The organism is Anaerolineales bacterium, from assembly GCA_015075725.1.
Taxonomy (GTDB): domain Bacteria; phylum Chloroflexota; class Anaerolineae; order Anaerolineales; family Villigracilaceae; genus Villigracilis.
The window spans coordinates 4,251,332-4,265,814 of the sequence record JABTTV010000001.1 but is presented as its reverse complement, the minus strand read 5'-3'; the positions used below and the strand labels follow the sequence as shown (position 1 = coordinate 4,265,814).

Genomic DNA, 14,483 nt, shown 5'->3' with positions numbered 1-14,483 from the left:
TTTTACTCGGAAAGAAGGACTTCTACCATATCACCAACGGAGGCGTTTAGCGTTTCCTTCGCGCTTCCGTTGACAACGGCGATCTCGAGATACTCCTCGCTGTCCACCACGACAACCAAATCACCGGCGGGTTTATGCCCATACGACTCGACAATGCCGGAAACCTCCCTGCCCTTCAACCGGAAGCGGACATCCGTCCGGCCGTCGAGGGCTGCGGCGGGCAGGTCGAGCGTCATGTTCCCGAACGAATCGATCACACTGATGTGCGCTTCCCAACCGATTTTCGTCTTTACAGGCCTGGATAATTCCAGCCTTACCGGGTCGGTGATGAATTTCCCCATGTCTGCCAATGATGCGCCGCCTGCCAGGTGGGCTCCCACCGGCGAAAAAATATCGCGTCCGTGAAAAGTGCGACTGACTTTTTCCAGCCAGTATTTTTGATTCTGCAAATGGACGACCTCAACAGATTTGCCATCCCGCTCAGCATCTTCTATGACGGGTGTCAACAAACCGTTATCGGGACCCACGAAATATTGTCCGTGGAGGTGGGCCGCGATTGGGCGCCGCTTTGTGCCCACGCCAGGGTCCACGACGAATATGTGAACAGTACCCTGCGGAAAGTACGGATACGCCCGCCAGACTGAGATGGCGCCTTCCCTGACGTCATGCCGCTTGATGTTGTGCGTAAGATCGACGATCCTGGCGTCAGGCGCGATCCGGTAGATCACGCCCTTCATCACCCCTACAAATTCGTTGTCCGTTCCAAAATCTGTGAGAATGGTTACGATGGATATTTCAGCCTCCGATCATATCGAATAATGTTTGATAATCCGCCGGGATGACCTGCGGAGTTTCGAACGATTCTGTGATGATGGACGGGTCTTTCATCCCGTGGCCGGTACAGACGATAACCACTCGCCTGCCTTTCGCTTCGATTCTGCCCGAGCCTGCCTCTGCGATCAAGCCCGCCATTCCCGCCGCGGATGCCGGTTCGACCCAGATGCCTTCCGATGCGAGGATGCGTTGCGCATCCAAAATCTGCGCATCGGAAACAGCAATGATCTTTCCATTGGACTCATGCGCGGCTTCCAAAGCCTGTTCGCCCCTCGCTGGTTTTCCAATTCGTATGGCGGTGGCAACGGTTTCGGGTTTTTCGACCGGACGCCCGAGCACGAGCGGAGCCGCCCCTTCCGCCTGCACGCCAAGGATGCGCGGTAATCCTTTTTGGTATTGCTTGAAGCCTGCCCAATAGGAAGTGATGTTTCCGGCATTGCCCACTGGCAGGCACAACCAATCCGGCGCGGACCCAAACTCATCGCAAATCTCGAATGGGGAAGTCTTCTGTCCCTCGATGCGATAGGGGTTGATGGAGTTGACCAGCGCGATGGGTGTCTTTTGGGTTATCTCAACGACGAGGGTCAGCGCATCGTCGAACGAACCCTGAATTTGAATTACCTCCGCGCCGTGGGCAATTGCGCCTGCAAGTTTTCCCGTTGCCACCTTTCCCTCTGGAATCAATACAACGCACCGCAACCCGGCACGTGCGGCATACGCGGCAGCGGAGGCGGCTGTATTCCCCGTCGAGGCACAGATGACCGTTTTTGCCCCGCGTCCGAGCGCTTCGCTGATGGCGGCGGTCATGCCGCGATCCTTGAAGGAACCGGTGGGATTCAAGCCTTCGAATTTTACGAACAATTCGCAATTCAGTTCGCGCGCCAAACGCGGCAAGGGGATGATCGGCGTGTTCCCTTCAAGGAGGGAAACGATCTGGGTGTGGGCGGGAAGATTTAGATACGGTCCATAGCGATGGATCAAACCTTGATACGGCATTTCAACTCCGGGGTCGAATTGAGGCGATTATAATGTCCCGCATGATTAAAATCCGGGTGCCAGCCACATCTGCGAACCTGGGTCCGGGATTCGATTGTCTCGGATTGGCTTTGGATATCTGGAACGAAGTCATCTTCGAAACAGGGGAGGGATTGAATTTTCGTGCAAGCGGTGAAGGCGCTGAAAAATTGAACAAGGGGAATAGAAATCTTCTTACAAAAGCGTATGCGCGAGTCCATCAATTGTGCGGAAAGAATATGGAAGGGGTATCGATCTCTTCGTACAATGGAATCCTGATGAGCAGCGGGATGGGCTCGAGCGCAGCAGCGATCGTGGCCGGAGTGCTCGGCGCGAACGAAATGCTCGGCAATCCTTTAAGTCAGGGTGAATTGCTGAAACTCGCGGCGGATTTGGAAGGTCATCCCGATAATATTGCCCCGGCGCTGCTGGGTGGATTGGTGATTTCGACGAAGGCGGATGATGGATTCCTCTGGAAGAGGCACGAAATCCCCGAATGGACGGTCGTCGTGGTAAAACCGCAATTGGAGTGGACGACAAAGATGGCAAGGGCGGTCCTGCCGAAGTCCGTTTCACGCGCCGACGCGATCTTCAACATCGGCCGCTCGGTGTTGGTTGTCGAGGCGTTGTTGAATGGCGACCTGGAATTCTTAAGGAAGGTAATGGACGACCGGATACATCAGTCGTATCGTTTGCGGCACATCTCCGGCGGTATGGCGGCTTATAAAACAGCCGGGAGGTTCGGTGCGGCGGCGCTTTCCGGCGCGGGACCGTCCATAATTTTGTTTACTGTTCCTGATCATGTTGAAGACGCTAAGGCACAGATTGCTTCAGTATTCGAAGAGCGAGGTATTCGGGCGAAATCCCTTGTGACCAAGCCGGTGAAAACGGGCGCGTACCGGGTGGAATCATAGATCCCCCCCAACAGCATCACCATTGGGGCGGATCGTCATTTACTTCTTCTTTTTACCCTTTGATTTTACGGCTGGAACTTTTTTTGCTGTCGTTCCTGCTGGTTGCAGGACCATGGCGGGCTGTTTATACGCGCTGCGCAATGAGACGGGTTCGATCTCTTTGTCGCGCATGCGGATGTTGATCATTTCAACGAAGACCGAGAAGCCCATCGCGAAGTAAATATAACCCTTGGGGATGTGCAGGTGCAAGCCTTCGACCACCAATGTAAAGCCGATCAATAACAGGAAGCTCAATGCGAGGATTTTGATCGTGGGGTGCTTTTCCACGAATTCGCCGATGGGTCCTGCGGTAAAGATCATCACGCCCGCTGCGATCACAACGGCGATCATCATGATGGAGACATGGTCCACCATGCCGACCGCTGTAATGACCGAGTCGATCGAAAAGACGATATCCAGCAGCATGATCTGGATGATGACGCTGGCGAAGTTCGCCGCGACTCGCGTGGAGACGCGCCCTCCCGTGCCTTCCAGCTTGTCATGGATCTCGTGAGTGCTTTTCCACAGAAGGAAAAGCCCGCCGACGATCAGGATCAGATCGCGGCCTGAAATTTCGAGCGTATCACCGCCAAACCACGGCACGAAAAAGAATGGCTCATCGAGACTGATGATCCAGGAAAGAGAGAGCAATAACAGGATTCGGGTGATGACTGCCAATGCAATACCGGTCGTCCGGGCGCGTCCCTGATCCTGGGGCGGGAGTTTTCCGGCGAGGATGGAGATGAAGATCACATTATCCACGCCTAGTACAAGTTCGAGGGCGACCAGGGTCAATAGCGCAACCCAGGTTTCAGGGTTGGAAAGCCATGAAAAGTCAAGCATAATTCTCCTTATGATGTATGGCGCAATTTTACCAAAAGCCGATCGCAGTCGGATTTACATTTGGTTTCCATCATGTGCCGGGCACGCCAATGTGTTTTCTGCCTATGGCCAGTATCTTGTTGCGGATGGGGAAGACCAGGAAGAACAAATGTACGAAAGGGAGAAGCAGTTTCACCAAGAGGTCGGAATGGAGCAGTTTCTTCAAATAGAAACCATATGGAAAGGAGAGTTCGTGAAACCGTTTCAGTTCCACCACTTCCAGCCCGGAAGATTCCAGCAAACCGCGCATCTCTGCGAGGGAAAGGATCTGTTTATGCCCGAACGGTTTCGACGAATACATGGTGTTCAGAAAGGTCGGGAATTTTCCGCGCGAAAGGCGGTAGGTGAGTTCGCCGAAACGGTGATAGAACGCGTCTCGGCAGGGTGTGTCGATCGATAAAACGCCGCCGGGTTTAAGCATCGCTGACGCTGCGCGCAGGGTCGCTTGCGGGTAATTCACATGTTCGATGACGTCCCACAAAGTCACAACATCGAACGTCCCCTGAAACGGCTTCCAATACTCGTCTTCGATGGGGCGTTTGACGACTTCGAACCCGTGCCGGGTTCTTGAATAAAATGCGCGCGTATCGTTCAGCTCGATCCCTGTCGCCTCTGCGCCTTCGCGCTGTAATGCTGCAAGGAATAATCCGCCGCCACAGCCGATATCCAGGGCTTTCTTTCCCGCTACAGTGACATGTCTTTTGACAGCGGCGATCTGATTCGACAACCGTTCCGGATTCGACTGCAGGGATTTCTCGATATACTCCACCTCGGCCTGGGTCAGAGAACTGCCATCGATCTCGGGCGAGATCTCCGCAACAGGGTCGAGATGGTCGATAAAATGAAAACCGCCCGGTGAAACGAACACATTCGCCGCCGAAAGTCTGTATCGCGGTTCGCCGGTTATTTGATGTTTGATTTCGTCCAAATTTTCCATTTATATGGTTCGGATTTTATCAAGAATGACCGGCACACTGGCGGGATACTCGATGCCTTCGTGTGAAACATCCAATTGCAGGATTCGCGACTCGGGGAGCGGATTCAGCCATTCGGCGATATACGACTCAAGCAGTTCCGCATCCTGCGCAGACGCGATGTTGATCCTGTTTCTCAAGGCGAGTCGTTCGCTGATGGTTTTTGAATCCGCGAAAAGATGGATGATGAGGTCGGGCGGCGGGAGATGGGAACGGATAAATGTGTGCAGGCGTCGGCACAGATCGAACTCAGCAGCGCTGAGCCAGCCCCGGTCATGGAAGAGGCGTGAGAAACCGTAAAAGTCGAGATCGAGCCCGCCGTCCATCAGGGCAGGAAATTTGCCGGATCGCAGTTCGCGTTCCTGTTCCGCGCGCAGGAGCAGGTAGTCGATTTGATTGGCCAGTGCGTATTTCGAATCGCCCTTGAATAAGGATTGGAACGGCCGCTGTTCATGCTGCTCGTACGCGACGGCAAATTCATGGCTGGCGCGCAGGGCGTTCATGAGGCTGGTCTTGCCCGCGCCGCTCACCCCGACGATAACGATGAGTTTGTTCATTCCGAATCGATTTTATAATAAAATGGGGCAGATTCAAGAACAGGAAAATTTATGAGCGATCCTCTTGTCATTACATCAGACGACCCGATCCTCGAAAGATTGAACTTCAAACCCTATCGCAACAAGATGGTTCGCCGTGTGACGCCTTTTGTCCCCGGACCCGATGAGCCTCAAACGAGAGAGGTTATAACGCCCTGGGGTTCGGTCTTGACCGCAAAGAAAGGCGACATGCTCATCAGCGAAATGGACGATCCCGACGAAGTCTGGCCCATCGACGCGGTAATCTTCGACCAGACCTATATCATGACAGGACCAGGCGTTTGCGTCAAACGCGCCATCACTTTGATCGTTCCGCTGGCAGATGTCGCCGACGGAGATGAAGACCGCCAGGTGACCGTGGTCACACTCGAAGGACCAGAGACCGTTCGCGCCGGGGATTTTTTTCTTGCGAAAGGCGTTCGGGGAGAGATCTGGCCCTGCTTGAAAGAAAGGGTTGCGCGCACAATGAGACCCGCCGAATGACCAGCGGGTCTCTTCTTTTCAGGATACGCGTTTGCGGGCGATGCTTTTCTTGATAAGTTTTACACCTTCGCCCGATTTTTTTTCCTCTGCCTCCTGCTGGATCATGCGTTCGAGCGCGGTGTCGATCACGCTGTAGATGTATTTCGACGGGTTGATGATCTCCTCCACCACGCCGCCCACATTGCGCATCAGGTCGATGGTGTAGCGTGTGAGCAGAACGTCACGATCCTTTGTATCGCCTGCAAATTCGTTTGCCACCGCGACCATACGCATATTTTCGATGCCCACACGCCCAAGCGCGGAATAGATCGCCCATCGACAGTTCCGTTCGTACAGATTGTCCCCATCCTTTGGTTGACCAAGGTGCTCGATCTGGTAGATTTCATCCACCAGGTGGTGGTTGCGGACCTTGTAGAAGCGGTCCACCCATGCCTCTCCTGCCGGGGAGACGAACCTGCGGATATAAGTGGATTCAGTATGCGGCAGAAAGACCTTGACCTTGATGCCCGCCTCGGCGCATACTTCGGCAAAGATAATTTCACTGCCTGCGGATAATCCCGCAAGGAATGCCCTGTCCTGCGGGCCGGGTCCGAATTTTTCCACGCGCTTGCGAATTTCATGCCTGACTTCATTTTCCTTATCGGGTGGAAATACCTTCTTGTCCTTGCCTGGATAATCCACCATGAAGCCGGTGAAGAGGAGTGCCCTTCCGCCAGTGGCTTTGCTCCCGGGGCGGTTGTCGGAGGCGGGCACATTCCCGGCATCACCCGAGCTGGCCAGTTTGATCTCGTCCTTGATCAGGTCGATGCATTTTGACACGTATTCCGTGCGAACGCCAAGAAGTTTAATGGTCTCCAATTGACCGAGCGAAGAGCGCAGAGAGAACAGGTCGCGCCTTAAAGCGGTAATGGCTTTTCTGTACGAACGGATGACCTCGGCATCGTCGTGCGATGTCAACAGGCGCAGTTCTGCGATCGAGACGAGCGACCAGTAATCCGCTTTTTCCTGCTGGAGGTCGATGGTGCTTTCAAGGCAGAATTCCAGCGTATCCCTCAACCCCGGCATGATCTTGCGAATGCGGGTGATATCGGGGTCGGGATTCTTCTTGGAGTCGAATTTATCCGCCAAATGGGTGGCGAGCACCGATAGGGTATATGCGTTGATTCCGGGATAGTAATCCCGCACATCCATCTGAAACCCCTTGAGGTAGATATCGACCGACTTGATCAGCCAGTGATAGGTTTCGAAGGCAGTCTTCAGGCGCTTTCTGTTGTTCGATATCCGGTCCCAGGAATTCGTCCACATCTCTTTGTAAATGCGCCCGAGATAGGAGATGGATTTCGTGTCCCTGGGGAAGTCGTTCAGAATGCCTTCGAGTTTGATGATGGCTTCGTTCACGCGCCCCACGCGGTTGAGATGGAACGCCTCTTCGCGCCGAAATTCGAGGTTGTTGGAATTTACCTGGATGCCTTCGCGGTATTGACTCAGAGCGAGTTCATTGCGTCCCAATTTGGCGAGCGCGTTTCCCACCTCGGCAACCGCGTCTTCGCGGATGAGGGGATTCTTTATCTCTTCGGTGAGCAGCAGTATATCCCCGATATGTTTTTCACGTTGCGCGACGGTGACTCTTTCCTTCCACTCATCGTATTCCCGCCAGAAGCCTGTGGCAAGGGGTGTCTGCAGGCTTTTCCTTTCCGGTTCTTTCAAACCTGAGAGCAGGTTGTAGATCGGGCTATGCACTGCGTCGCGGTCCGAAGCCCAGGTATCCCGGAGCAGCCGCGCAATGGCTTTGATATCGCTCTTGATAAATTCCGGGTCCGGGATACCTTCATTTGTGACGTGATAGGGGAGCGTACGGACGTTGAAAATATCGAAAGGCATGTAAGCCCGCCCCGCCTGGATGTGGACCACGCCTCGTTTCCTCAAAGCATGACGGATGCCAAGTTCGTAGAAGGCGTTGGCGTTATCGATGCTCAGGTCGCACAGGACCATATCTGCCAACAGGAGTTCCTGGAACATATCGGTTAGTATGTCGCCGGAGGCGGTTTCTTCATCGGCGCGGAAAGGCTCGAATCCGGCGTCTTCGATGGCGGGTTTGATCAACATCTTGTAAATGGCGTTGAAGTCGAATGGATGCCCGTCGGAACCGGTTTTCTTTCCAAACGGCATGACCACAAAGGCATGCGGTTTTACCTCGGGGTGCAAGGGGCGGTATTCCCTGGCGCCGCCATCGCTTTCGTCGTCGTCTTTTTCACTGGGTTGACGTTTCACCTTCGATTCCTGCAAAGCGGTCTCTGTTTTGGGCTTGGCAACTTGTTCTGCTGTCTGGTTATCGCCGGGGGAAGAGGCTTCGCTCGTCGGCACAGTCGGCGGGACAGGGATGGGATTCTCGGCCGGGTCGATTTTCTTTTCAGGTGTCTTTTCACTCGTCTCAGTCATGGAGTATCAGCCTTTTACTTCTTCGGTCTTCGGAAAACGCGCAAGCAGATCGTTCAAGACGCCTCGCGGAGTTTCTCCGCCAACAATCACACCCTTGTAATCTTCCTTGATGGCCTCGAGCGAATTGGATAGACCGAATTTCTGCGCGATCTTCTCGGAAAATTCCTGGATAGCCTCCCGCATCGCCGCCAGTTCGGCTTGGACCACATCCGACGAAGCTTCTTCTGCTAGCGTGCCAAGGATCTCATCGAAGCGCTCGCTCAAATCTGCGGTGACTTTATCCAGCTCCTCCGACGTTTTGTTCACGATGGAATCGGTCAGCGCCTGCCTGAAGCGCGCATCGGCTTCGCGCTGCTCGGCGATGACGTGGTTGATGAGTTCGGCTTCCTTGTCGAGGCTGGAGTCGCGCAGGGCTTCCTGCATGGCTTTGATGTATTCGACGTTGCGGCTCCAGAGAATGTTCTCGGTGCTTTGCACCATGCGGTTGACCTCGCTCTGTGTGCGTTCCTCGGCTTCGAGATTCTTCCAATGATCCGAGATGATGCCGAGCTCCATGATGACCTTGCTGTAGTTGCGCACAACCTGTTCGAGATTCTTCAATTGCTGCCAGACTGAGAACGCGCTAGTCAGCGATGCGGTCAACGCAACCCATATGGCGATGTTTGAAGTTGATTCACCAAAGGTGGCGATCGCGGCAATGATCGCGCCGAGAGCTCCAGAGATGTAGATCGAGACCTGTAAGCGGAAACGTTCCTTCTGCTTGCCGATGATCTTCTTCTCGTGCCACTGCAGTTCATTCCTGAGGCGATAGTTGAAATACTCATCGCCGCTCAAATCATCGAAACCGTTATCGTTCCCGGGTTCGGCGGGATTGAAGCGCGGCTTGGGCGGCACGTTCCCTTTGAAGGTTTCCATCACCAGTTCGCCGTTCATGCCGCGGAAGACCGCGCGCTGCACGCGTCCCAGCCTTCTTTCCAGCCATTCGCGCCGCTTCGGGTTGCCCTTTAAAATCGTCCGATACAGGTACATATCGCGCAGAATCTCTTCCGCGCCTGCCCTTGCCACGAGCCAATCGCCGGTGGAGTAGTATTCGTTGCCGATCGCGGCAAGCACCGAGGCGATGATCGGCGACGCAACCAGCAGGATCTTCAGAACGAACAAACCGAGGGGATAAAATCCAGCCGGGTAGATCGTCGTCAGGATGGAAAGTAATGTTGCCAGCACCCCGAAGATCAAAATCCATCGTCTCAATCGGGTGAACGATGCGGTCCTTTTTACCGACGTATCGTCGTATTGGGCGAACTTGCGCCAGGCGACTTCGAGAATGGGGGTTACATTTACGGGTTGGACAGCCATGATGATTCTCTCCAGTCTGCTAACGGGCCAGGAACCATGCGGCGATGTAGCCTTCGTTCGTCGCGTCCTTGACTTTGATCCATTGATTGTTTGCACCGATCTTTGATTCGCCGCCAGGCTCGGTGATCGTGAACTCGTAGTTGATCGGCACGCGCTTGATCAGCGTCGCATCGCTGACGAAGGGTTGGTTTCTCAGTGATACGGCCTCGGCTGTCGTCCGCACTTTGACCGCTCCGCTGGATGATGAAGCCGCCGAGCCTGCCTGCGCGGTGGAGCCGCCTGCATATTTGACAAACCATGCTGCAACATATCCCTCCCTTTTACCCGCATCGCGGACTTTGATCCACTGATTCTGAACACCGACCTTTTTGATGGCATCCTTTGCCGGTTCGAGGCTGATGAGTTGCTCGGTCGGTTCGATGTAACGGATGACATTATCCGCCTCGACAACAGGTTTGCTGCGTAATGTCACCTGCGCAGTGGGATACAACGCCAAAGCACCGGCAGGCACGGGGGTGGGATCGGGTCCCGGCTTGGGCGTAGCCGAAGGCGTGGGAGCGGGACTCGGCTGACCCGTCGAGGACGATGCGGGTGTTCCTTTTTTATCCGATACATACCAGGCGGCGACATATCCCTGGTCGCCTTTCGGGTCCTGCACTTGAATCCACTGTCCTTGCACGCTGATCTTTGCTTTCGCTTTCGCCTTATCTTCCAGGCTGATGAGTTCGGTGTTCATCATCATGCGTTTCCAAAGGTAACCAGTGACGGAGGGTTCGGCGCGCAGGGCGAGGTCGTCTTCGGAGACGTAGAGGATGAATTTTTCGGCAGGGACTGGGACGGTTTTTTTCTTCGGCGGCTCGGGCGCATTGACGCTGGTGCTGTCGAACCAGAGGACGGCGCTGATCTCAGTGCTGAGTTTTGCGCCGTTGAATTTATAGCGTGTCGTGAGCAGGACTTCCTTATCAGGAGAATCGCCGCCGTATTTGTAGGGATCGTAGATGACGTAGTCGTCGCCCTTCTTTTCCTTGACGAGAACAAAGTGAGTTTGAAGCCCGACTTGTTTGTTCCAATCCACTTGCAAGATGACGGGCTTCCCCGCCGCGACCGCCGCGTCGATCTGAGCAATGGGGGCGGGGGTCGTTTCGCAATTTTGCATGTCGCGGTAGACACAGTTGGGCCATATGTACGGCAGGACGCTGGGGATAAAAAGAGACCCCTGAAAACCGCCGTTCGCTTTCATCTTGTCGTTGACGGTGGCAGGGGTTTCGTTATAGCCGATGCCGTTGAGCATCATGGTGGCGGAGGTCAATAAACAGCCCCACTTGCCGATGGTGCTTTCTCCCGATGCGCCGAGCGGGACGTCCTTCCATTGATCGTCGTTCTGGTAGAGATTCTTGGTGACGAACATGCAGGCCTCGCCTTCTGAGTTGGATATGGAGAAGAATTGGGCAATTTTACTCCATTTCAGGTTGAGAGGATTATTATTCTTTTAGGGTTGAGACGATCAATAGGTGTCAATCCAAAAAGCCGCCCAACAAGTGGACGGCTTTTTGGCGAATGGCATCATTCTCTATGGTTGTAGCCAGGTTACTGAGCCAGCCATGCGATAGTTTTCAGCAAGCATTTCCAGATCAGTTACGTTTATCAGACCATCATTGCTCAAATCAGCGGGGAGTGAGGCTGATACGTTGTAATTCATACCCACAGTGAGCGCATCGTATTGATCGATCACGTTGTTGCTGTCTATATCCCCAGCCGGGAGGGTGATTGGATTGAGTGTCGTAGTTGTGCCTTCCAAAAGCGTTACGCTCGCTTGTGCACTCAAATGTCCCTCGGCGGATGCTATTACAGTAAAGGATCCTGCGGGGGCAATCAAGTTGAAAGAGCCGTCGGGGTTTGTCATCGCGGAGGCGGCTAGTGTCGTATCCGGGTTGAATAAACTGATCTTGACAGGTTTCTTCGCGATCACCTGTCCGGCTAGCATGGGTGCGGAAAGAGGAGTTGCGGTGGGGGCAGAGAAGAGTGCGACAGTTATGGAATCAGGTATGGACGCAATGCTTTCCAGGGAGTAATTGGTTCCTGAAATCTTCGCTTTACATTCCACAGGTGACGATCCCGGTTGCATACCGGTGATGTTGAACGTAAAGGCAACTCCATTTGTATTGATGACCCTGCCGTTACTTGCGGCGACTGCATAGATGAAACTCCCGGCTTGTGAGTTGTTGTAAGCAGAGACTGGATCATCTCCAAAAATATTTCCGATTTGAACGCTGCCAACGGATATCTGATCGGATGCGTATGAACATGCAAATTCGACGCTTGCGATACCTTCTGAGGGCAACCCGTTCAGACTCACGGAGACCAATCCGGCCTGACCAACGAGGAGGGTATCAGGATCAACTGTCGTGAGGACCGATGTTCCGCTGGGCAAAGTGGGGGGAGTAACAGTAAATGTTGGTGTGATGACGGGCGTTTGCGGTAGCGGTGTAGGTATTGTTATATCTGTAGCGGTGGCAATTATTTCAGCAGACGTTGCCGTCAATGTTACGGGTGGCACGGGGGTGGAAGTGATAGTGACTGCCGGTACAGTTGTCGGGGTGGCGGGAGCTGTGTTCGTTGGCACGGGCAAACCGGCGATGAGTGCCGCCTGTTCTGCCAGGTAATCAGGTAAATTATCCCAAGGATTACCGAGCGTGTCATTCGTTGCATAGATGTAACCGAACCGTCCTTTTGTCTCCGCAACAAAGGAAATCATTTGTTCGCGATTGGCATTGTAGGCCAGGGCACAAAGCTTTGCTGGGTTTACTTGTCCCCAGGTAGGGTACGGAATGGGCGAGCGGGGCGGGGCCTCATAAATGCAAGCCACATCTGAACTGCTCATATAAGACTCTGTCGTCATTGCGCCTGGGTTTATTATGACAGACATACCTTTAGAGCGGATATAATTATATATTTCGTTATAGTATGCCAATTTATTGGCGTCATTCGTGTTATCGACCTCATCGAGGAATATCCCGGATGGAGCATACCATCCCTGCCATGTGTCGATCTCGGATTTAATGGTACTGATGCTTCTTGTTCCATAACCTGTAAGAACATATCCGAACACACCGATTCCAGCACTTCGAAAAGAAGCAATGCCATTCACAAATGAGGTCTGAATAGCGGAGCCTACGCCATTATGCGGATTAACAATAACATCAATCACGTTACCCACGTTGGCGGAAATAACCTGTCCCCAATTCGAAGGATAAGTGTAAAGCGGAATCAACATGCGTGTTCGGGCTGTTGTAGGGGGCGGATTGTTGGTCGGGGTGGGCGACGTGTTAGTTGCAGTGGGATTTACTGGGACTGAAGTCGCAGTCGGTTCGGAAGCGTTCACAAAGACATTTGATGCTTCCGGGAGGTTGACAGCCGAGAATGTTTTAAAGCCACCGACCGAGTTGTTTTCAAATCGATTGCCTTTTGAGCGACAGTCGTGGGGATACATGTACCCCCAATCCGGGCTGGACGTATCGCTCTCCAAGGGCATGAAATCCGAGAAGTTGCATGGATAGGCGGTAGTGCCATCTGCCCAGGAGCGCAACACGAAGGCGGTATCCACGCCGGTGAGTTGATTGTTTCGGATAATGTTGTTGTCTCCACCGTAGAATGAAATACCGTTGGCAACGCCGGTGATGACATTATTTTCGACAAGATTATTATCTGCCAGATCCCACTCGAAGAAAATACCGATGCATCGGATGGATTGATCGATACGAGCCAATTTATTCCCTCGTACGATGTTATTGTTGCCAAGCAGGTTAAGTAACTGGCAGCCGTAGGTCGAATTGTAATCCGAGGTCAGCTTGATGATCTCGTTATTCTCGATGCGGTTGCCGTTCCCGTTGAATTGCATTCCGCTTTCACGGTAGTATTCGTAGACTCGATTATCGTGGACATACCACCTGTCTGCGGATGTCGCGCCATTTCTTACCTTCCTCTGAAATATTCCATAGGCGACCTTAATAAAATCGATCCCTGCAACCTCCCAATTATCGCATTGAAAGGCGGTGATGGCGGGGGCGATTCCTGAGCGAACTCCCGTCATGACGATGCCTTTGGAAGTGGTTACCCCATCGAAGACCTGTGGGGCTACATTCGTTCCTATGATGCGAATATAATCAACTGCCGGCGATACCTGTAAGCATTTGATGATGTAGTTCCCGGATACGCTGTTATCCGTATTCAATACGACACGCTCACCCGGGTAATTTGTCACGGTGATCGGCTGGCTGGCTGTGCCGGAATTGGTAAATTGCCATCCAGTTGCGGGGGCGGTATACGTCCCGCCCCGAATATAAAGTGTATTTCCCGCCTTTAGCATCGAAAAAGCTTTTACTAGAGTTTTAAAGGGGGATGATTCTGTCCCGGCATTGGCGTCATTACCAGATGGAGAGACATAATAACTTGTCGAAGTTTGAAGTGCCGCTGCGGCGGGGGGGATGTTCCACAATAATGTGGCGGTCATAGCGGTTAGGGTCATTATTTGGAGGATTTTCTTGATCATTCTCATTTCCTAATAATTCACTGGCTGGTATTGTGTGGATTCTGCCAAATTAGACCAAAGACCAGCAAACTAATTTGAAGTTCTTTTGAAAAATTATCACATTAGGGATTAAAGTTCAATGCACAGGCATAGGAATTGAGTACTAGCAGCGTAGACACTTTTGTTGGGGCGAGCAGAGAACCATTTTTATGCCGTTTACTCTCCCCAAAATGAGATATCTTATGCTTCAAAGTATTACAATTTCATTGCAATTCATTACTATACGTCCTTTAATTCTGGAAATTGTCGGAAAAATCCGCGGATTAGGTGAATTGGTGAAATTTCAATAGGAAAATCTGCGATATTCCTTGCTTCTGTTAATAAGCAGCTTTTCAATCCTTTTACCGGATATGTTCTACTGAAT

Annotated in this window: 11 protein-coding genes; 2 read left to right on the top strand and 9 right to left on the bottom strand. The window is 52.9% G+C overall.

The features are described from left to right. Window positions 1-2 precede the first annotated feature (2 nt). Both HS100_20475 and HS100_20470 read right to left on the bottom strand, forming a co-directional pair. Window positions 3-794 carry an SAM-dependent chlorinase/fluorinase gene (locus tag HS100_20475; GenBank protein MBE7436302.1) on the bottom strand — a complete coding sequence of 264 codons (792 nt, stop codon included), beginning with the start codon at window positions 792-794 and terminating at the stop codon, window positions 3-5. A gap of 1 nt (window position 795) precedes the next feature. Further along, on the bottom strand, window positions 796-1,830 hold the full coding sequence (locus tag HS100_20470; protein MBE7436301.1) for a threonine synthase: 1,035 nt from the start codon (window positions 1,828-1,830) through the stop codon (window positions 796-798). A 32-nt stretch (window positions 1,831-1,862) separates the two neighbouring features. Between HS100_20470 and HS100_20465 the strand changes: the two genes are divergently transcribed. Beyond that, a complete protein-coding gene (locus HS100_20465; GenBank protein ID MBE7436300.1) occupies window positions 1,863-2,762 on the top strand; it encodes a homoserine kinase in 900 nt (299 codons plus the stop codon). Between the two features lie 39 nt (window positions 2,763-2,801). Here HS100_20465 and HS100_20460 read toward each other — a convergent pair whose 3' ends face one another. The 3 genes from HS100_20460 to HS100_20450 form a co-directional block, all read right to left on the bottom strand. Next, complete coding sequence (locus HS100_20460; protein MBE7436299.1) at window positions 2,802-3,644, bottom strand: TerC family protein; 843 nt, start codon at window positions 3,642-3,644, stop codon at window positions 2,802-2,804. Window positions 3,645-3,714: 70 nt separating this feature from the next. Continuing rightward, complete coding sequence (locus HS100_20455; protein ID MBE7436298.1) at window positions 3,715-4,611, bottom strand: class I SAM-dependent methyltransferase; 897 nt, start codon at window positions 4,609-4,611, stop codon at window positions 3,715-3,717. A gap of 9 nt (window positions 4,612-4,620) precedes the next feature. Then, window positions 4,621-5,214: a deoxynucleoside kinase gene (locus HS100_20450; GenBank protein MBE7436297.1), complete on the bottom strand. Its 594-nt coding sequence runs from the start codon at window positions 5,212-5,214 to the stop codon at window positions 4,621-4,623. Between the two features lie 51 nt (window positions 5,215-5,265). Here HS100_20450 and HS100_20445 point away from each other — a divergent pair, with 51 nt between their 5' ends. Next, window positions 5,266-5,736 carry a hypothetical protein gene (locus HS100_20445; GenBank protein ID MBE7436296.1) on the top strand — a complete coding sequence of 157 codons (471 nt, stop codon included), beginning with the start codon at window positions 5,266-5,268 and terminating at the stop codon, window positions 5,734-5,736. A gap of 18 nt (window positions 5,737-5,754) precedes the next feature. Here the strand turns inward: HS100_20445 and HS100_20440 are convergent, their stop codons facing one another. The 4 genes from HS100_20440 to HS100_20425 all read right to left on the bottom strand — a co-directional run bounded on the left by HS100_20440 (window position 5,755) and on the right by HS100_20425 (window position 14,080). Beyond that, complete coding sequence (locus tag HS100_20440; GenBank protein ID MBE7436295.1) at window positions 5,755-8,175, bottom strand: DUF4071 domain-containing protein; 2,421 nt, start codon at window positions 8,173-8,175, stop codon at window positions 5,755-5,757. A 6-nt stretch (window positions 8,176-8,181) separates the two neighbouring features. Then, a complete protein-coding gene (locus HS100_20435) occupies window positions 8,182-9,531 on the bottom strand; it encodes an SLATT domain-containing protein (protein ID MBE7436294.1) in 1,350 nt (449 codons plus the stop codon). Between the two features lie 19 nt (window positions 9,532-9,550). Beyond that, window positions 9,551-10,939 carry a C39 family peptidase gene (locus HS100_20430; GenBank protein MBE7436293.1) on the bottom strand — a complete coding sequence of 463 codons (1,389 nt, stop codon included), beginning with the start codon at window positions 10,937-10,939 and terminating at the stop codon, window positions 9,551-9,553. Between the two features lie 162 nt (window positions 10,940-11,101). Continuing rightward, a complete protein-coding gene (locus HS100_20425) occupies window positions 11,102-14,080 on the bottom strand; it encodes a carboxypeptidase regulatory-like domain-containing protein (GenBank protein MBE7436292.1) in 2,979 nt (992 codons plus the stop codon). Window positions 14,081-14,483 lie beyond the last annotated feature (403 nt).